Origin of the sequence: Mycobacterium sp. 852014-52144_SCH5372336 (assembly GCF_001665615.1) — a bacterium.
In the GTDB taxonomy this organism is placed as follows: domain Bacteria; phylum Actinomycetota; class Actinomycetes; order Mycobacteriales; family Mycobacteriaceae; genus Mycobacterium; species Mycobacterium neumannii_A.
Genome location: NZ_LZSW01000042.1, coordinates 57,612 through 76,042, shown reverse-complemented (window position 1 = coordinate 76,042; position 18,431 = coordinate 57,612). Strand labels below are relative to the sequence as shown.

General features: G+C 65.7%; 18 protein-coding genes. 3 read left to right on the top strand and 15 right to left on the bottom strand.

The window, feature by feature from the left end; translation table 11 throughout:
- Positions 1-3: 3 nt before the first annotated feature.
- From A5759_RS09075 to fadD5, 8 genes are all read right to left on the bottom strand, one after another.
- Positions 4-1,155 (bottom strand): virulence factor Mce family protein, encoded by a 1,152-nt coding sequence (locus A5759_RS09075; RefSeq protein ID WP_369816181.1) that lies wholly within the window; start codon positions 1,153-1,155, stop codon positions 4-6.
- A complete protein-coding gene (locus A5759_RS09070) occupies positions 1,155-2,792 on the bottom strand; it encodes a virulence factor Mce family protein (protein WP_068196456.1) in 1,638 nt (545 codons plus the stop codon). The genes A5759_RS09075 and A5759_RS09070 overlap by 1 nt, the downstream gene beginning before the upstream one ends.
- 10 nt (positions 2,793-2,802) lie before the next feature.
- Entirely contained in the window at positions 2,803-4,380 is a 1,578-nt protein-coding gene (locus tag A5759_RS09065) for an MCE family protein (RefSeq protein WP_064418137.1), read from the bottom strand.
- A complete protein-coding gene (locus A5759_RS09060; protein WP_064418136.1) occupies positions 4,377-5,408 on the bottom strand; it encodes a virulence factor Mce family protein in 1,032 nt (343 codons plus the stop codon). The genes A5759_RS09065 and A5759_RS09060 overlap by 4 nt, the downstream gene beginning before the upstream one ends.
- Positions 5,405-6,622 (bottom strand): MCE family protein, encoded by a 1,218-nt coding sequence (locus A5759_RS09055; RefSeq protein WP_064418135.1) that lies wholly within the window; start codon positions 6,620-6,622, stop codon positions 5,405-5,407. The genes A5759_RS09060 and A5759_RS09055 overlap by 4 nt, the downstream gene beginning before the upstream one ends.
- A 4-nt stretch (positions 6,623-6,626) precedes the next feature.
- Complete coding sequence (locus A5759_RS09050) at positions 6,627-7,496, bottom strand: ABC transporter permease (protein WP_066841968.1); 870 nt, start codon at positions 7,494-7,496, stop codon at positions 6,627-6,629.
- A gap of 1 nt (position 7,497) precedes the next feature.
- On the bottom strand, positions 7,498-8,298 hold the full coding sequence (locus tag A5759_RS09045; RefSeq protein WP_064418133.1) for an ABC transporter permease: 801 nt from the start codon (positions 8,296-8,298) through the stop codon (positions 7,498-7,500).
- A 212-nt stretch (positions 8,299-8,510) separates the two neighbouring features.
- Positions 8,511-10,181, bottom strand: a complete 1,671-nt coding sequence (gene fadD5 / locus A5759_RS09040) for a fatty-acid--CoA ligase FadD5 (RefSeq protein WP_068196452.1) — start codon at positions 10,179-10,181, stop codon at positions 8,511-8,513.
- Between the two features lie 135 nt (positions 10,182-10,316).
- Here fadD5 and A5759_RS09035 point away from each other — a divergent pair, with 135 nt between their 5' ends.
- Positions 10,317-11,009, top strand: a complete 693-nt coding sequence (locus A5759_RS09035; RefSeq protein WP_068196450.1) for a GntR family transcriptional regulator — start codon at positions 10,317-10,319, stop codon at positions 11,007-11,009.
- Between the two features lie 308 nt (positions 11,010-11,317).
- Positions 11,318-11,656 carry a hypothetical protein gene (locus tag A5759_RS09030; RefSeq protein ID WP_068196649.1) on the top strand — a complete coding sequence of 113 codons (339 nt, stop codon included), beginning with the start codon at positions 11,318-11,320 and terminating at the stop codon, positions 11,654-11,656.
- A gap of 10 nt (positions 11,657-11,666) precedes the next feature.
- On the opposite strand, the gene A5759_RS09025 is transcribed toward A5759_RS09030, so the two are convergent.
- From A5759_RS09025 to A5759_RS09005, 5 genes are all read right to left on the bottom strand, one after another.
- Positions 11,667-12,107 carry an SRPBCC family protein gene (locus A5759_RS09025; protein WP_066841977.1) on the bottom strand — a complete coding sequence of 147 codons (441 nt, stop codon included), beginning with the start codon at positions 12,105-12,107 and terminating at the stop codon, positions 11,667-11,669.
- 16 nt (positions 12,108-12,123) lie between these two features.
- A complete protein-coding gene (locus tag A5759_RS09020; protein ID WP_068196448.1) occupies positions 12,124-12,561 on the bottom strand; it encodes a thioesterase family protein in 438 nt (145 codons plus the stop codon).
- A gap of 53 nt (positions 12,562-12,614) precedes the next feature.
- A complete protein-coding gene (locus A5759_RS09015) occupies positions 12,615-12,878 on the bottom strand; it encodes a hypothetical protein (RefSeq protein WP_068196447.1) in 264 nt (87 codons plus the stop codon).
- Positions 12,875-13,594 (bottom strand): class I SAM-dependent methyltransferase, encoded by a 720-nt coding sequence (locus A5759_RS09010; protein ID WP_082962056.1) that lies wholly within the window; start codon positions 13,592-13,594, stop codon positions 12,875-12,877. Before A5759_RS09010 ends, A5759_RS09015 begins: the two co-directional genes overlap by 4 nt.
- Before the next feature lie 80 nt (positions 13,595-13,674).
- Entirely contained in the window at positions 13,675-14,715 is a 1,041-nt protein-coding gene (locus A5759_RS09005) for an alpha/beta fold hydrolase (protein ID WP_068196444.1), read from the bottom strand.
- Between the two features lie 68 nt (positions 14,716-14,783).
- Between A5759_RS09005 and A5759_RS09000 the strand changes: the two genes are divergently transcribed.
- Positions 14,784-15,890, top strand: a complete 1,107-nt coding sequence (locus A5759_RS09000) for an alcohol dehydrogenase catalytic domain-containing protein (RefSeq protein ID WP_068196441.1) — start codon at positions 14,784-14,786, stop codon at positions 15,888-15,890.
- A gap of 3 nt (positions 15,891-15,893) precedes the next feature.
- On the opposite strand, the gene A5759_RS08995 is transcribed toward A5759_RS09000, so the two are convergent.
- The gene (locus tag A5759_RS08995) at positions 15,894-17,690 is read right to left on the bottom strand and encodes an acyl-CoA dehydrogenase (protein ID WP_068196438.1); all 1,797 of its coding nucleotides are present in this window, start codon (positions 17,688-17,690) and stop codon (positions 15,894-15,896) included.
- Positions 17,687-18,370, bottom strand: a complete 684-nt coding sequence (locus tag A5759_RS08990; protein ID WP_068196435.1) for a TetR/AcrR family transcriptional regulator — start codon at positions 18,368-18,370, stop codon at positions 17,687-17,689. Before A5759_RS08990 ends, A5759_RS08995 begins: the two co-directional genes overlap by 4 nt.
- Between the last annotated feature and the right edge of the window lie 61 nt (positions 18,371-18,431).

Here is an 18,431-nt window from a genome sequence, read left to right as displayed (position 1 = left end):
CGCTTACTCACCCCTTTCGACCAGCGGGCCGTTCGGCGCATTGTGCGGATTCGGCACGAACCTCACATCTGGGATCATCGTCGCCGGATCGCGACCCCAGGACTGTTCAAGTGCACGCAGCATGCCCGATATGCCGGTGCCCGACAGGACAGCGTTATCGAGCGCTGAGAGTGTCAAGTCGACCGTGAGTGACGCGTTGACGTAATCACCGCGAATTGCCTTCGGGACGTTCTCGATCGAGAAGGGTGCAGTGAGCAGGAGCTTGAGCGCACCGATGACATACGGCGCAGCACGGCCCAGTTGCTTGAGCGGCCGCTGAAGGTTGACGAGGTTGGTATTCAGATCTTCGCTGGCCGGCGCCACCGCGTTGTCGGCCGCGACGCTGATCCGGCCGATCGCCTCGACCGCGTCGGCGAACAGATCGCGGGTATCCGCGAAATGTTTGATCAGTGGCGGGAACTCGGTGAGCACCCGGTCCAGCGTGTTGTTGCGCTGGGCAACGATCGACAGCAGTCGGTCTGTCGACTCGATCGCGCGGGTGATGTCCTGACGCTGCTGATTCAGCTCGTCGGTGAACGTATCCAGCTTGCTGAGGAAATCGCGGATCTGATCGGCTCGGCCGTTGAGCACATTGTAGATCTCGGTTTGGATGACCTCGAGGTTCTGCACCCCGCCGCCCTGCAGGATGGAGGCGATGCTCGCCAGCACCCGCTCGGTGGTCGGAAAAGCCGACGCGTTCTGCAGTGGGATCGTGTCACCGTCACGCAGCGGTTGGGGTGATGGATCCGGCGGTAATTCGAGCTCTACATGCTGCGAGCCGAGAAGGCTCGTCTGCCCGATTCGTGCCAGCGCATTCTTCGGCAACTCCACTGTGGGCTCGACATCGAGGGTCAAGGTCGCGACCCAGTTCTTGAGTTCGATGGCACGTACTCGACCGACGTAGACGTCGGCCACTCGCACGCGGCTGTTGACATTGAGTGCCAGAGTGTCCGGCATCTGCACGTAAATCGTCGTCGCATTCGAACCGGTACCCGGGCCCCCGGGCAGCGGCACGTTGGCAATGCCCTTCCAGGAACCGCAGGAACTCAGCACCAGAGCGACCGCCCCGAGCGCGAGAGCGCGTTGCGCGAGCCTTCTCCATTTGAGCGCGATCATCATCGACCTGCCTCTGCTGGAAGCGGGGGGCCCGCGGGTGCGGGGGCGCCGGCGGCGGGAGCCGGTACCGGGCCGGCCATCGCCGCTCCACCCGGGTCGCCTGGAATAACGCCCGGCGCCGGCGGCGGTGGTGGTCCGGGCTGCGGGTACCACGGCGGCGGCAGCGGGTTGTTCTGGTCGAACGCGTTCGGCGGACCGGGCAGGTTGCCGTCGCGCGTCGTCCCGAACGCAGGCGGCGCGGCGGGGATCGGGCAGTCGGGTCCGCCCAACAATTCCGCTAGGCATTCCGGGGTCATCATGCTCGCCGTGAACGGCTGCACGTCGATGCCCTGCATGCCCGGTGCGGCGACCCAGCCCGGCTCATGGTTGCCGTGAGAGAACAGCGTGTCCCGCGACCAGATGCCCGGCACCGTCGTGTCCTTGTAACCGGCCGGCGGCTTTAGCCGTGGCTCGGAGTACGCAACCTGCTTCGGCAGCGTCATCGCGGAGCTGAACTGGTTGACACCGAACGGCAGGTAGTTGAATTTGATCGCGTCCAGGATCGGCGCCAGGTACTGCGCGCACATCTCTGCCGACTCCTGGTATCCGAGCCGGCTACCGGCCTGAACGGCACTACAGATGAACTGCAGCGGATTAGCGAAGTTGTTGATCACGGCATAACTGTTAATGCCGCCGGTGACCGGTGAGACGATGTTGACCAAGTTCGCGCCGAGGTTGGGGAACACGTGCAACGCGGTTTCCAGTCCGTCGCGCGGCTCCTGCTGAAGAATCGCAGTTGTCACCTCGGCGAGATTGTTCACGTCGTGGGTCAACACCTCCGCGTTCTGGTCGAAGAACTGACGGGTCGTCGTCAGCAGCTCGTTCAGATCCTGAAGGGCGTTGGCCAACTCGCGGTCGGTGTTGGTGAATGCGTTGGTGAATGTAGCTAGGTCGTCGTTGAGCGCCACGAATTGCTGATCGCTGCGATACAGGGCGTTGACGAACAGTGCCAGGCTCTTGACCACGCTGAAGAAGTCGTCGCGCCCCTCGTTGAGCGCGAAGAGCGCCTCTGACAGGTTGTTGAGCGTCCTGTTGAGCTGCTCACCCTTGCCCGCGAATCCATCGGCGGCCGAATCGATGATGTCGCCGAACGGGCCTCGAGGCTGTTCGGGAGTTGGGCCCAGGTCCGTCAAGATCCGATTGATGGAGTCCCGCAGCTCGTCGTACTCGACAGGTACCTGGGTGCGGTCGATCGGGATGACGGCACCATCTTCCATCACCGGGCCGCCCGTGTAGGCCGGCGCTAACTGGATGTTGCGCGACGCCACCAGGCTCGGGTTGAGGATGGACGCAGTGGCGTTGGCCGGCACCTTGTAGGAGTTCGCGTAATTGAAGGTGACCTTCATCCGGTCGCCGGCCGGTTCGATCGTTTCGATCTCGCCGACCCGCACGCCCATTATCGTCACCTTATCGCCCGGATACAGCGCCAGAGTGTCGCTGAAGTAGGCCACCACCGTGTTCGTCGTCAGCTTCTTGTACAGGCTGTACCCGACGAAGGCGGCCACCAACGCGAGAACCACGATCAGCGCACCGATGACGATCGTCGCCCGGGACAGCGCGGGCAACTTCATGTTTCGGACGTTGAAAATTGTCGACATCTGCTATCCCCTAACCCTGCTGCGAACCCGGCGGGAGGAACGGCGGGTTTCCCGGTAAGGGCGGTTGTCCGGCGGGCGCCAGTTGCTGACCAGGTCCCGGGACCGCGGGCGCTGGCAGCGCGGGTGGCAGCGGGGCGATGCCGGGCGTGAAGTCCGCGGGCAATGGGGGCTGCGAAGGGTCCTGCCCGACGGGCACGGTGCGGGCCCCCGGCGGTGCGGGCGGAAGCTGGCCGTGCGCCCCAGGCACACTCGGCGGAATCTGACCGGGGATCGCGGCGGCGGGCACGCCCGGCGACGGTTGCGGGCCGTGCATGTTCGGGTCGGAGGTGGCCACATTGGGCGGCCCATATGCGGGACCGCCGAACGGTCCCACCGAAAGGTCGGCGCACGGCAGCGGGTCGCCGGGCCGCGGCAGCCCGTCGGCCGGTGGCGTGTACGAGCACGGCGAACCCTTCAGCACACCGGGTCCGGGGTTCTCCGGGGTGCCCTCGATCACTGCGGGGCTCGGCGGCGGCGCGCCGTTTTCGAAACCCTGGGCGTTCGGGTCCGGGAAACGCCAGGCGGGCAGGCCAGCGTCGCGCCAGAACTTCTCTGGATCGATACCGCGCTTCTTGAAGGCGGCGTCAATGAACGGTTGTAGGATCTGGCCCGGTAGCAGGTTCACCAGCATGACCTTGAAGTAGGGACCGGAGGCCAACGCTTCGCCTAACGACGCCGCGAAACTCGCCACCGTGATCAGCGTTTCCTGTAAGTCGAACTGGCGCTCGCGCAGCACGTCGCTGACTACCCGTAGCTGTTCGAGGACGCGGTTCAGGTTGGGGTTGTCGTCGATCAGACCCTTGACCTGTTCGGAGAACGAACCGACCCGCTCCAACAGCATGCTGACCGCGTAGTTGCGCTCGTTGATGGCGCCGAGCAGCGTTTGCGCGTTTACCAATAGGTTCTTGATCTGCTCGCTGCGGCTGCCAAGGATGCCGGCGATCTTATTGGCGTTGGCCAGCAGTTGCTTGATGTCCTCGTCGCGCTTACCGATGGTGTCAGAGAAGCGGGCAACCCCGTCGAGCGCGGCGCTCAGATGGGGTGAGGTCTGATCAATCGTTTCCGACAACACATTGAGCGAGCGTTTGACGGTCTGAGTGTCCCAATCCGAGGCCGCCTTCGTCACGTCGAAGAATGCGTCATAGATCTGGTACGGCGTGGTGGTCTGCCCGAGCGGCAGCACCTGGTTTGCGCGCAGAGGTTCGGTGCCGCGCGGTTCGATCTCGATGTTGCGACGGCCCAGAATCGTGTCAGTGCGAATGGCGGCCCGGCTGTCCTTCCCGATTTGGGTGCCGCCCAGCGAATAACCGATGACAACCTTATCGCCGTCGATCCGCATGCTTTTGACGAGGCCCACGTCGACACCGGCGATGCGCACCTTATCGCCCTCGCCGATACCACCGGTGTCGGAGAACTGCGCATAGTAGGTGGGTTGCGCGAACAACATCGGTACGCTGGCAAAGCTCTGTCCCACGCCGATCACCAAAATCACGATGATGATCCCCATCAGTCCGTTCCGGACCCGATCCGACCCTTCGAGCGTCCTCATTGTGGCGTGCACCTACCCGATGGCTGGCTGAACAGCTTGACCGTGCGGACCGGCCCGCCGGGCTGCAACCCGTTGATTCTCAACGAGATGTCGCAAGAGTAGAAGTTGAAGAAGTCGCCGTAGATACCGCCACTGCGTCCGATGATCTTGAATGCGGTTGGCAGTCTGACGAGGATGTTGTTGAGTTCGTCACGCTGCTCTACCAGGGGCTGCTGAACCGCCTCCAGATAGCTGATCGTGCTCTGCAACAGCGGGCGATTGTCGGCGAGCAAATCGGCGACCGTCCCGGCCGCGTCGCTGATTCCGGCCACCGAAGTGGCAATCGGATCGGCGCGGTTCTTCAGCCCGGTGATCAATGTTTCGAAGTTCTGCACGGTCTCGTCGAACTGCCGTTGATGGCGCACGGTCGTGTCAAGCACGGTGTTGAGATTGCGGATCACCTCTCCGATAGCTTGGTCCCGGTCGGCCAACGCGGATGTCAGCGACGCGGTCTGGTCGAGGATGTCGTTGAGCGTGCCGCCCTGCCCCTGGAAGACGGTGATGATCGACTGGGCGATGCTGTTGACCTTTTCGGGATCGAGGGCTCGGAACACCGGCCGGAATCCGCCGATCAACGCGTCGAGATCGAGCGCGGGTTCGGTGCGCTCGATCGGTATGGTGGCACCGCCGGGCATCCGCCTGTCGCTGTCTCCCCGCTTGAGCTCCAGGTAGCGGTCGCCGATCAGGTTGAGATACCGCACCGACGCGGTCGTCCCCTCGAAAAGCGGCAGCGAGCGGTCGACGGCGAAGTCCACCTTCGCTTTCGATCCCCCGTCGATCAGCTCGACCCCGGAAACCTTGCCAACCTCGACGCCCGAGGCACGGACGAACTGCCCGGCACGCAGGCCACTCGCGTTGGAGAATATCGCCGTGTACCCGGTGGTGCGGTCGAAGCGCATCTGACCGAACACCACGACGATCATCGCCGTGAAGAGCAGCAGCACCAGAGAGAAGGCCCCGAGCTTGATGGCAGTACCGGTGATTTTCATGGGTTGATCGTGTACTCCCCCACCTGACGTCCCCAGACGTATTCGATCAGCAGCGGCTGGCCCAGTTCGAAATGGTTGTACGGCGCGTTCGACGCACCGGTATCCGCGACGAGGAGCGGCGCAGGGAACAGCTCGGGCGTGATGGGTTGCCAGCAGCCCGGCCGGCCCTCCGGGCCGCCCCGGGCGTTCACCCGCGGGAGGTTGTCCGGATAAACATATGGGTTACCGGCGCCCGCGATTGTGGACAGCGTTCTCAGGGAGTACCCGTTCCCGCCCAGTGAGGCTGCGAACCTGGGTTCGACGTCGTGGAAGTTTCGAATTGTGCAGAACAGCGCGGGACTGTACTCGTCGAGCAACTCCGATGTGATGACGAGATCCTCGGCGCCGCGGATCAGATACGGCCCGCTGCGCTCGAAGATATCGGCCCCAGTGTTGCCGAAACCGATCGACGCCATCAGCGCCTGGTCGATGTTGGCTTGCTGCTCGTTGAGCGTCTGGGCTGTGGTCACCGCGTTCTCCAACCCGTCGAATAGGTCGGGTGCCGCGTCGGCATAGACCTCGCCGAGGTCGGCGAGCAGCCGGGTGTCGCGGCGGAGCTCGGGCATCCGGGCGTTCACGTCGGTGAGGATCTCGTTGCCGTTGATGATCGACTGCCCGAACCGGTCGCCCAGCCCGTCGAGGGCCTCGGCTGTCGCGGCCAGCGTCTGGTTCAGCTTGATCGGGTCGACCTGCTCCGAGACAGAGACGACGGTTTCGAACAACGTGTTGAACTCGGTGGTGACTGACGTCACATCGATCACGTCCGACGACGTGATGCGTTGCTCGGTGGGGTTTTTCGGGCTCGAGAAGTTGACATATTTGTTGCCGAACACCGTCGTGGCGTCGATGCTGGCATCGACGTTCTTCGGAATCAGCTCGAGGTACCTGGGGTCGACTTCGAGGAGAATCTTCGCTCTCGGCTCACCACCGACGTCGACCACGTCGACAGCGCCGACTCTGCCGATCTCCACGCCGTTGTAGGTCACCTTCGCGCCGGGGTCCATCGACAGGCCGGCACGCCCCGACAACAGCGTGAGTTTCTCGCGCGGCAGCCACGGAACCTCCCCGCGGAACTGGAAATACACGAAGATCAACGCGCCGATCGCGAAGATGGTCAGGACGATCCCGGCCAGCTTGTAGGGCGGTGTGCGCGGATTGTTCAGGGGTGCGGTCATGGCGCTATACCGTCAGGTTGAAGTTGGGGTCGACGCCGTAAAGCGCCAACGAGGCGAACAGGACCACACAAACGATGGCCACCAGCGAAGCACGCATCGAGCGACCGACGGCCTCACCCACACCGACCGGACCGCCGCTGGCGAAGTAGCCGTAGTAGCAGTGGTTTAGCATCACGATGATCGAGATGATGACCGCCTGGATGAACGACCAGAACACGTCATCCGGACGCAGGAACGTGCGGAAGTAGTGGTCGTAGGTGCCGGTCGACTGGCCGTAGAACAACGTAGTAGTGACCTGCGCTGACAAGAAGCTCATGATGATCGCCATCGCGTACAGCGGGATGATGACGATGAACCCGGCCATGATTCGGGTCGAGACAAGATAAGAGATGGACTTGATTCCCATCACCTCGAGAGCGTCAATCTCCTCGCTGATGCGCATGGCGCCCAGCTCCGCGGTGGCACCGGCGCCGACCGTGGCGGCCAGCGCCTGACCCGCGACGACCGGTGCCGCGATACGCACGTTGATCAACGCGGCGAAGAAGCCGGTGAAGGCCTCGACACCGATGTTGCCGAGCGAGGCGAAGCCCTGGATCGCGACCAGCGACGAACCGGACAAGGTCACGAAGCCGACGATCGCGACCGTCCCGCCGATCACGGCCATCGCGCCCGTGCCCATGCCGATCTCGGCGATCAGACGCAGCGTCTCCCTGCGGTAGTAGCGCAGTGCGTGGCCGATCGACCCGACAGAGGTGATGACGAACCACGCGACGTGCCCGACGCTGTCGAGGAACCGCGCGGGTGCACTCGCGACGCTTTGGGCACGGCTGAACCCCCGCGGAAACCGAGAACGCAGGACCGTTGTCGTAGACACCTCAACTGCTCCCTGTTCCGAACCGGACGCCGATCGTGGTCAGGACCACGTTCACCGCGAACAGCGCAATGACGCAGAGCACCAGGGTCTCGTTCACCGCGGTGCCGACGCCCTTCGCGCCGCCGGCGACGGTCAGACCGCGATAACAGCCGACCAGACCGGCGATCAGGCCGAACGTCATGGCCTTGATGATCGAGATGAGGACCTCGGGCAGCCCGGTGATCAGCGTCAGAGTCGAGACGTAGGCACCGGCCGAGACGTTCTGAAGGTACACGCCGAAGATGAAGCCACCGACCAGGCCGACGGTGATCACCGCGCCGTTGAGCAGCAGGGCGACGAAGGTGGAGGCGACGACGCGGGGCACCACCAGGCGGTGGATCGGGTCGATGCCGAGGACCTCGAGCGCGTCGATCTCCTCGCGGATGGTTCGAGCCCCGAGGTCGGCGCAGATGGCGGTCGAGCCCGCCCCGGCGACGACGAGCACTGTCACCAGGGGACCGAGCTGGGTAACCGCGCCGATGGCCGCGCCGGCGCCGGACACGTCGGCGGCGCCGAACTCGGCCAGCAGGATGTTCAGCGTGAAGATCAGGAGCACGGTCAGCGGGATGGAGACCGCGAGCGTCGGCAGGAACGCGACGCGCATCAGAAACCAGCTCTGCAGGATGAACTCGCGCCATTGGAACGGCGGCTTGAACAGGGCTTTGCCGACGAGCACGCACATGCGCACGAATCCGCCGACCGCTTCCAGACCCGGTCGGACCTGGTCACGTACGTAACCGACGACCCCGGTCGACGCCGTCACCAGTGTGCTCCCGCGGCGCAACGGCGACTGTCGTGGTGCCCCGGCAGCCCCTGTCGCACGACCCCTCCTTGCCCCGACCTGATTGTTGTTATCCCCGTCTCGCTACCAGTCGGTAGTAAGACAGACCACAGGAATGTACCCGATGCGATTCCTGCCGTGCAGGGCATCGGGCGGATTGTGCCCGTAACCGTTAGCAAACCCGATTCCGTTCTCTAATTCGGCTGTGGCGCAGCAGAAACCGCTCCCTCGGAGCTACTTTCAGCGGCGTCAACCGGCTTGTCGGCTCCAAACCGTGCACGCAGTTCGGTTTTCAGGACTTTGCCGGCGGGGTTGCGCGGCAACGCATCAACGACCTCGACGGCCTTCGGATGCTTGTACCGGGCGAGCCGTTCGTCGAGGAACGCGTCGAGCTCGCGCAGGTCAAGATCGGTCTGATCGGGCGCGCCGAGGGCGACGACAGCGACGGGAACCTCGCCCCATTTATCGTCGGGACGTCCGATGACGGCGACCTCCGCGATGGCCGGGTGGGCGGCGAGTGCGTTCTCGACCTCGGCGCAGTAGATGTTCTCTCCGCCGGAGATGATCATGTCCTTCTTGCGGTCGACCACCCAGACGTAGCCCTCCTCGTCCTGGCGGACGAGATCACCGGAGTGGAACCAGCCGCCGGCAAACGCTTCCGCGGTGGCCTGGGGGTTGTTCCAGTAACCGGCCATGAGAGTCGGTGCGCGGTAGACGATCTCGCCGACCTGCCCGATCGGGACGTCGTTCATGTCCTCGTCGACCACCCGCGCCGCGACGGTGGGGATCACCTTGCCGACCGATCCGAGTTTGCGGATCGCGTCCTCGCCCAACAGCATGCAGGTCACCGGCGACATCTCCGTCTGGCCGAAGGCGGCCAGGATCTGGGTGCCGGGGAAGGTCTCGGCCATCTGGCGCAGCAGGGTGTCCGACGCGGGCGCGGCGCCCCAGGACAACACCCGCAGCCGCAGCTGACGGGGCCGTGCCTTCTGCGCGGCGCACACCGCCTGCCACTGTGCGGGCACGAGGAAGATCCCGGTCACCTGCTCGGCTTCGAGGACGTCGAGCAGCTCGTCCGGATTGAAGGCGCCCAACGGATAGATGACGGTCGGCCGGCCCAGCAGCAGGCCGGGGATCATGTTGCCGATGCCGGCGATGTGGAACATGGGCACGCCGATGAACCCGACGTCGTTGTTGATGTCGGCGCCGTTGGTGAACAGGAACGTCAGCGCCTGGCCGGCGATGTTGGTGTGGGTGAGCACCGCGCCTTTGGGCCGGCCCGTAGTGCCGGAGGTGTACATGATCAGCGCAGGGGAGTCGTTGGGGATGTCGACGACCGTCGCCGGCTCACCGGACTCGGCGATCAGGTCGTCGTAGCCGAGCACGTCGTTCTCGGTGGCGCCGCCGGCCACGATGACGGTGGTCAGCGTCGAGTCGATGTCGCGGACCGCGGTGGCGACGGTGGCCAGGACCGCCTCGGTGATGACGACCGTGGCTTGGCAGTCACTGACTAGGTACGCGATCTCGGGCGGGGTCATGCGGAAGTTGACCGGTACCGCGACCGCACCGAGCTTGTTGACCGCGAGGAACGCCTCGACATACTCGGTGCGGTTGAGCATCAGGATCAGCACCCGGTCGCCGAAGCTCACCCCGCGGCGGCTCAACGCGCCGGCCAGCGCGTTCACCCGCATGTCGAGCTCACGCCAGGTCGTGGTCTTGCCGAGGTGGCGCAAGGCGGTGGCGTCGGGCTGCATCAGCGCATGGCGGGCCAGCTGGTTCGTCCAGTTCTGCCTGCGAGCGAGGTACGGCTGTGTAGTGGGGTCGGGTTCCGGCGGGGGAAGGGAACTCACCTGCTGCTGCTCCATCGAATCTCGGGGTTGCGCGCGTTTGACATTTGATCAAACATGGTGTTGCCCCGGTCACACTATGGCCTCGGCCGCTCGGGTACAAGCCCTCGTCATTTCCTCGTCGTTGATCGCCAGAACGCACCGGAGAACACCGTGAACGCACCCACCGCACGGCTTCCCAGGCCGCCGCGGGGAGTGCGGCGTGAACAACTGTCCGACGAGGTCGCGGCGCGTCTGCGCGCCGACATCATGACCGGCGTGCTGCGGCCGGGCACCTTCATCAGGCTCGACGAGACCGCCGCGGCGCTCGGGGTGAGCATCACCCCGGTGCGCGAGGCGCTGCGCACGCTGCGCGGTGAGGGCATGGTGCAGCTCGAACCGCACCGCGGCCACGTGGTGGTGCCGCTGTCACGCGCCGACGTCGAGGACATCTTCTGGCTGCAGGCGACGATCGCGCGGGAGCTCGCGGCCACGGCCACCCAACGCATCACCACCGACGAGATCGACGAGTTGGACCGGCTCAACGACGACTTGGAGCTCGCCGTCTCACGCCACGAAGTCGAGGAGATCGCTGCCGCGGAGTTCGTGTTCCACCGCGCGTTCAACCGCTCGAGCGGCCGGATCAAGCTGGCCTGGTTCCTTCTGCACGTCGCGCGCTATCTGCCCGGGCAGATCTACGCGGGCGACCCGCAGTGGGGGGTTTCGGCGGTGGCGACGCACCGCGAGCTCATCGCGGCGCTGCGCCGACGTGACGTCGACACCGTGGTCGCGCTGACGGCCGGCGAGTTCACCGACGGGGCCCAGCGGCTGATCGCGCGCCTCGACGAGACGGGGTTGTGGAGCTGAGGCTCCAAGACGAGACTCGCCTTCGCAGACCGGCTGCCAGAGACCGGTCGTTGCAGACCGGCCCCACCCAAATCGGCGCCTTGCGCAGATCATCCGTCCACAGGAACCACCCGCTGCCCACCATTTAGACGAGTGCCCGCCTATCAGCGAAAAATTCGCTGGCAGCGAGTTTTTCGCTGCGAGGTGGGCACCTTCGCGAATGGTCGGCAGTCGATATGCCCGACGATGGCGAGCCGCCTGGGGACCGCCTGGGGATGATGCGCCGCTGCGGGCCGGAACTGTCGGTGGCTCGCGGCACAGTCGTGGCTATGGCCAGCAAGCGGCACATCTACGGCGTCGAACTGCGGTACGTGCTGACGTTCCATCTGTCCCAGCACGGCCCCACGACGATTCCCGACTTGATCGACGCACTCGACTACTACAACTTCGCACTCCCCGGACCGGCCCCCAAGTGGGTCTCCGACGCCTTGCGCTGGGAGATGGCACACGGCCGGGTGCGACGGCTGCGGCGCGGACTTTACGGCCCGGGTGACACCCCGCGCTCGACCGCAGACCGGATTCGCAAGCGGGTGCTCGACCTGCGGGCCGAAGCCGACATGCTCGCGGGCCGCGACTTCGAGAAGTGGCTGGATGCGCTGCCCGATTGACGAAGCGGCGCTACTTGGAGGCCAGCTGTTCGGCGCGGGCCTTGAGGTTGTCGGCCAGATAGTCCAGCGTGTCCCCGATCGCCTTCTTCACCATCTGCTTCGGGATGGGCAGCTTGGTCTCGACGTCGAGGTCGACGGTCAGCAGCGAGGTGGGGCCCATCGGAACCACCGAGAACTTCTGCTCCTGCTTGTCGAAGTGATCGCCCTGCTGCAGCACCGTGAAGATCTGGTTCTCGCCCGGGTAGTAGACCGCTGTGATGAATGTGCCCGCCTGCCCCTGCACGACGACGTCGAGACGTAACTGGCTGGGCCGGCCGTCGTCGTACCGGGCCAGCACCCAGCACCCTTTGATCTCTTCGTTCCACTGGGGGTAGGCCTCGAAGTCGGCGACGATCCCCATGATCGCCTCGGCGGAGGCCGCCACCTCGACGGTTTTACTCACGAGCGGCATCCGACGAGCATATCGACTACTCCACGCGCGCCGTTTCCAGCAGCTCGCGGATCGACGCCGGGATCGGCACCGGCCGCCGACCGTCCCGGTCCACATAGACGTGCACCCAGTGCCCGACCGCCGCGGTCGGGCCGTCGTGCTGCCAGAGCCCTAACCGGTAGGTGACGCTGCTGGTGCCCAGCCGGGTGACCGCCAGGCCGACCGTCAGCGGATCCGGGAACCGAAGCTCGGCCAGGTACCGGCACCCCGACTCGGCCACCACACCCAACCAGGGCACGGTCAGCGGGTCGATCCCGAGGCTGGTGTTGATCCAGCCGTTGATCGCCGAGTCGAACAGCGCGTAGTACACCGCGTTGTTGAGGTGCCCGAACATGTCGTTGTCGGCCCACCTGGTGGTCACCGGCCAGTGCACGGGGAAGTCCGCGCTGGAGTGTGTCTGCTCGCTACCGGTCATCGCAGCAGTCTCGCAGTCACGCAAGGCTGACGGGCGGAGCCCGCCGCCGCTCACTAACAGTCTGCGCTCACCCAAGCGTCGGCTGCGCGGGAGTGGTTGCTGGCGGCCTGGATGGTCAGCGCGTCATTGGGGCCGTACCTCTTGTGGTAATCCCGGTAGATTCGCCCGGTCGTCTCGTAGTCCTTGACGATCTTCGCGCAATACCTCTGGTGTTCGCGTTCCATGGGCTTCGCGTCGGCGACGCCGGCGCCGAGGCCGGCAACCGCGCCGCATAAAGCGATCGCCGCCATCGACATTCCAATTGAACGGATTTTCATGTGCTTTCCCTTCGAATCGATTGATGCTCGCCAGAAGTAGTGACGGTGCGCGTCGCACGTCCCATGGCGAGCGGGTGGACGATCGCCGGCATGCAGCGCCAGACGACGTTTCGGGCCGAGACCGTGAAGCCGCTGGCGCGCAGGCGCCCGACGGTGTCGCGGTTACAACGGCAGCCACCGGCGAAGTGGCGCCACGGTTCGACGAGTTTGTCCTGGCACGCCGCCAGAAGTCGTGAGCTCGCGCGCACATGCTCGATGAACAACAGCTGTCCGGCGGGCCGGAGTACACGTGCAATCTCGCGCAGCGCCCGTTCAGGCTCGTCGACCGTGCACAGAGCGAGCGTCGAAACGACCGTATCCACCGACGCGTCGTCGAATGGGAGCCGCTCTGCTGGGGCGTCGACAATACTTGTGGCCGAATCACATTGGCGCACACGACGTGACAGTTTCCTTCGCATTCCGGGCTCGGGCTCGGTCAGTACCAGCTCGGTGACCGCCTCCGGATAGTGCGCGACATTCAGCCCCGTCCCGGCACCGATCTCGACGACGCGACCGTAGGCATCGGCCAGCAGCGCGGCGCGCCTGCGACGCATGCCTGCGATCTCACCCAGCCACAGCAAGGGGTCGTACGCGAGAGCGAAGATCCGCAGCCACGCAGCCGATTGCGGCTTTCCGCAAGGTTCGCTGCTCGACTTGATATCGGCGACTTCAGTCATGCCGCAAACGTAGGAGTGAGCAGGTGACGCACGCATCGCCCGATGCGGCCATCTTCTGCAGATGGCCCGTTTCGGCTAGTTCACAGGAGTCCCAGCCGCGCGGCTTCCGCGACGGCGGCAGTTCGTGAGGTGCGACCCAGCTTGCGGCGGATGTTCGCGACGTGGCGGTGCACAGTGTGCGGGCTGAGGACCAGGTCTTCGGCGATAGCGCGGTCGCTGAGACCGCGCGCGACGCAGGCCAGAATTTCGCGCTCGCGGGAGGACAGGGCCAGTTCCTGGCCGCTCGCCTGGTGCGGTGACGGCTCCGCGGGTCCGAGCGCCTCGCGGCATGCGCGCACGACGGATACGGCGTCCTCGTGCCACGGGAAGTGCGCGCTTCCTTTCAGCGGGATGAATGTGGCGCCAGGAATCGCGGCCGCGACCTCGCGCCCGAGTCGGTACGGCACGGCGCGGTCGTCTCGACGATGTACCACCAGTGTTGGCGCGCGGACGCGCGCAAGATGGTCTCGAACATCAAGGCGGTAGACAAGAGCCAACACCGCGGCGGCGACTTCGGCCGTCGCTGCCTCACGCTGCAACCGGCCGAATCGCTCATGCTCATCGGCGTCGGCCCTGCCGAGGAAGATGTCGCCGAGAAGACGTGAACCCAGACCCCAATGTGCCTGTATCGCAGCCAGTATCGCCTCACCGACCCCCGGCGGCGTGAGTGCCGTTCCGTCGGGATACGACCCGTACAACACCAACCGCTCGACACGCTCGGGGAATGTCGCGGCGAACGCTACTGCAGTGCAACTGCCCGATGAGCCGCCGATGAGCGCAACGCGTTCGAGCCCCAGCTCGTCGACGAGCGCGCTCAGCGTCGCGACCTCGTGCTCGAGGCTCAGATCGGAATCGTGCAGAGTGCGGTCGGACATGCCGACTCCGAGCCGGTCGTAGCGGATCAAGGTGTATCCGTCGGCGATTCCCTCCCAGAAGCGACGAAAACCGGCTGCCTGCCAGTCGAGTTCGAGATGGCTGACCCACCACGCCGGAGCGATCAGCGGCGGGCCGCTGCCGCGCACCTCGTAGGCGATGCGGCGTCCGTCCACACGCAGAAACCGGATCTCGGACCTTTCCAGCACCCCAGAAGCGTAGTTCCAACCGGCTCGTCGGATTGTCGGCTCAGCAGAGGTGACGGCAAGCTGTAGAGATGAGAATTCGCGGCGCCGTGCTCGAACAGATCGGCCTGCCGAGGCCGTATGCGGAGTCGAAACCCTTGACGGTCGGTGAACTCGACCTCGCCGCGCCCGGCCCCGGGGAGTTGCTGGTGCGGGTGGAGGCCGCGGGTCTGTGTCACTCCGACCTGTCGGTGGTAGACGGCAACCGTGTACGGCCCGTGCCCATGCTTCTCGGGCATGAGGCGGCCGGGATCGTCGAAAAGATCGGCGCCGGCGGGTCCGACCTGGAGGTCGGCGCCCGCGTGGTGATGACGTTCCTGCCTCGGTGCGGTGAGTGTCCGGCGTGCGCGACGGACGGTCTCACGCCCTGCGAGCCGGGTTCGGCGGCCAACGGGGCGGGCACGCTGATGACCGGCGAGCGCCGGCTGTCCCGCGACGGCGAGCCGGTCCACCACCATCTCGGCGTCTCCGGTTTCGCAACCCACGCAGTCGTCGACCGCCGTTCGGTCGTGCCGGTGCCCGACGACGTGCCCGCGGCGGTGGCGTCGCTGCTGGGCTGCGCGGTGCTGACCGGGGGCGGCGCGGTGATCAACGCCGGCCGGCCACGCCCGGGCGACACCGTGGCCGTTGTCGGCCTCGGCGGTGTCGGGATGGCCGCGGTGCTCACCGCACTGGCTGTCGACGACGTCCGCGTGGTGGGCATCGACCAGCTGCCCGACAAACTCGAGCGGGCCCGCGGCCTCGGGGTGCACGAGGCGTACACCCCGGAAGACGCTCAGGACAAGGGGTTCAAAGCCGCCGTCGTGATCGAGGCGGTCGGTCATCCGAGCGCCCTGGAAACCGCGGTGGAGCTCACCGCCGCGGGGGGTCGCACGGTGACTGTCGGCCTGCCTCCACCCGATGCGCGGGTATCCTTGTCGCCCTTGGGTTTTGTCGCTGAGGGCCGATCGCTGATCGGCAGCTACCTCGGTTCGGCGGTCCCTTCCCGCGAGATCCCCCACTTCGTCGAACTGTGGCGTGCGGGACGGTTGCCGGTCGAGTCGCTGGTGTCGTCGACGATCACGCTCGACGACATCAACTCCGGCATGGACGAACTGGCCGACGGCCGGGCCGTGCGTCAGGTCATCCGCTTCGGGTAGAGGTCAGAACCAGCTCTCGCGCATGTCCAGCGTGGTGCGGTCCAGGCTGGCGAGAAGGTCGAGTTGCGGTGCGGTCTTGGGTAGTTCGTACCGAAAGAAGTAGCGGGCGGCTTGACGCTTGCCGTCATAGAAGTCTCCGCTGTGATCCTGCGCCGCGATCTCCTGCTGCAGCCACATCCAAGCGACGACGATGTGGCCGAACGCCTCGAGGTAGATCACGCTGTTCGCCATCGCGGCCTCGACGTCGCCGCAGCCGAACATCTCGGCGGTGACGGCGGTGAGGCGCTGCCATGCGGCATCCAACAGACCTGCGTGTTCGGCGATCCGACCGCCGAGCGGGCCGGCCTCGGTCACCGTCGCTCCGATGGCCGCACCCAGCGCCGCCAGCCCGGCACCCCCGCGCGCAGGGACCTTGCGGCCCAACAGGTCCAGGCTCTGGATGCCGTGTGTCCCTTCGTGGATCGGGTTGAGCCGGTTGTCGCGGTAGTGCTGCTCGACGTCGTATTCGCGGGTGTAGCCGTAGCCACCGTGTACCTGGATCGCCAGGCTGTTGGCCTCCAGACACCATTGCGATGGCCAACTCTTGCCGACCGGTGTCAGCATCTCGAGCAGCAACGTGGTGCTGTCGCGCTCCTCATCGGAGGCCGCGCTGTGCTGGAGGTCGACGAGCTTGGCGCAGTACAGCAGCAACGCCAATCCGCCTTCGGCATAGGCCTTCTGGGCCAACAGCATCCGCTTGACATCGGCGTGCTCGATGATCGGTACCTGGGGCGTCGACGGGTCCTTGTCGCTGACCGGTCGCCCCTGTGGGCGCTCGCGGGCGTACTGAACCGACTTGAGATAGCCGGTGTAACCGAGCGCCACCGCACCCATCCCGACGCCGAGCCGCGCCTCGTTCATCATCGTGAACATGTAGGCGATCCCGCGGTGCGGCTCACCGACGAGGTATCCGACCGCGCCGGATTTCCCGCCGGGTGTGTACGCGCCCTCGCCGAGGTTGAGCACCGTGTTCGTGATGCCACGTTGACCCATCTTGTGGTTCAGCCCGGCCAGCACGACGTCGTTGCGCTCGCCGATCGCGCCGTCGCCGTCGGTCAGGTACTTGGGCACGATGAACAGCGAGATGCCCTTGGTTCCCGGTGGGCCGCCGGGGATCTTGGCGAGCACCAGGTTGACGATGTTGTCGGTGAGTTCGTGTTCGGCGCCCGAGATCCACATCTTCGATCCGAACAGCCGGTAGGTGCCGTCGTCGGCCGGTTCGGCGCGGGTGACGATGTCGGCCAGCGACGAACCCGCCTGGGTCTCCGACAACGCCATGGTGCCCGAGAACCGCCCGGCCAGCATCGGTTTGACGAACTCCTCGACCTGCTCGTCGGTGCCGAAGCGGGCCAGCAGGTTGGCGTTGGCCATCGTCAGCATCAGATAGCCCGTCGTGCTCAGGTTGGCCGCCGAAAACCAGGCGAAGGCGGCCTGCGCCACGGTCGCGGGCAGCTGCGCGCCGCCGAGACGGTGTTCCATCGACATCGCGATGAGGTCGGCCTCGGCGAACGCATCCCAGGCCTCCTTGACCTCGGGGATGACGGTCACCTTCTCGCCGTCGAAGGTCGGCTCGTTGGCATCGCTCTTCTTGTTGTGCGGCGCGAAGTACCGCGTCGCCAATTGCTCGCAGAGCAACAGCACCGCGTCGAAGGTCTCGCGTGAGTGTTCGCCGAACCGCTCGCGCTCGGTCAACTCCTCGACCTTCAACCACTCATATAGCAGGAAGTCGAGGTCGCGGCGCGACAGCAGCAGTGACTTCACGGTGCGGTCGCGGTGTCGGGTTCCCCGGGCAACGCGTCGACCGCGATGCCCAGCGGCGACTCGGTGCGCACGGTCTCGTCACGGATCAGACCGCGCAGCAGCGCCGTGCTGAACTCGACCGCGATCTCCTGTGCGGTGCGCCTGCCGTGCGGCCGCAGCCAGCGGTAGGCGCCCAGTGTCATGCCGATGTAGCCGAGCGCGAGGACGTGCGAATCGCAGTCGTAGAACTCGCCGCTGGCGATGCCACGGTCGATGACGTCGCGGACGTGTTCGTAGACCTGCGTCTCCTTCTCCCGGATGTAGGCCACCTGGTCTTCGGTGAACCACTCGCCGATATAGGGGCCCTCCTGGAAGTAGACGGCGGCGCGTTCGATGTCGCTGGCGATGCCGACGAGCAACCGGCGGGTGAAGTGGTAGATCGTTTCGCGCGCGGACGCCGACGGGTCGTCGTGCAGCGCGTCGACGGTGAAGTCGGCGGCACCCTTGTAGATGTCGTAGAGGATCAGCGACTTGCTGGCGTAGTAGTGGTAGACGGTCGCCTTGTTCAGGCCGACCGCGTCGGCGACGTCGTCCATCCGGGTGCCGTGGTAGCCGCGGGCGGCGAAGAGCTTGGTCGCGACGGCCAACAACTCGTCGCGACGGGTCCTCCCGTTCGGGGTGGCGGCGTCCGCAGAGGGCATGGCGACTCACTATATGCAGGCCGGAACCTCGTCCGGGTGTCAATCAACTGGTTGGAAGTGT

Coding starts and splice junctions, on each gene's coding strand:
- A5759_RS09075 (WP_369816181.1), bottom strand. CDS start 1,155: ATGATCGCGCTCAAATGGAGAAGGCTCGCGCAACGCGCTCTCGCGCTC.
- A5759_RS09070 (WP_068196456.1), bottom strand. CDS start 2,792: ATGTCGACAATTTTCAACGTCCGAAACATGAAGTTGCCCGCGCTGTCC.
- A5759_RS09065 (WP_064418137.1), bottom strand. CDS start 4,380: ATGAGGACGCTCGAAGGGTCGGATCGGGTCCGGAACGGACTGATGGGG.
- A5759_RS09060 (WP_064418136.1), bottom strand. CDS start 5,408: ATGAAAATCACCGGTACTGCCATCAAGCTCGGGGCCTTCTCTCTGGTG.
- A5759_RS09055 (WP_064418135.1), bottom strand. CDS start 6,622: ATGACCGCACCCCTGAACAATCCGCGCACACCGCCCTACAAGCTGGCC.
- fadD5 (WP_068196452.1), bottom strand. CDS start 10,181: ATGGAGCAGCAGCAGGTGAGTTCCCTTCCCCCGCCGGAACCCGACCCC.
- A5759_RS09030 (WP_068196649.1), top strand. CDS start 11,318: ATGGCCAGCAAGCGGCACATCTACGGCGTCGAACTGCGGTACGTGCTG.
- A5759_RS09025 (WP_066841977.1), bottom strand. CDS start 12,107: ATGCCGCTCGTGAGTAAAACCGTCGAGGTGGCGGCCTCCGCCGAGGCG.
- A5759_RS09020 (WP_068196448.1), bottom strand. CDS start 12,561: ATGACCGGTAGCGAGCAGACACACTCCAGCGCGGACTTCCCCGTGCAC.
- A5759_RS09015 (WP_068196447.1), bottom strand. CDS start 12,878: ATGAAAATCCGTTCAATTGGAATGTCGATGGCGGCGATCGCTTTATGC.
- A5759_RS09010 (WP_082962056.1), bottom strand. CDS start 13,594: ATGACTGAAGTCGCCGATATCAAGTCGAGCAGCGAACCTTGCGGAAAG.
- A5759_RS09000 (WP_068196441.1), top strand. CDS start 14,784: ATGAGAATTCGCGGCGCCGTGCTCGAACAGATCGGCCTGCCGAGGCCG.
- A5759_RS08990 (WP_068196435.1), bottom strand. CDS start 18,370: ATGCCCTCTGCGGACGCCGCCACCCCGAACGGGAGGACCCGTCGCGAC.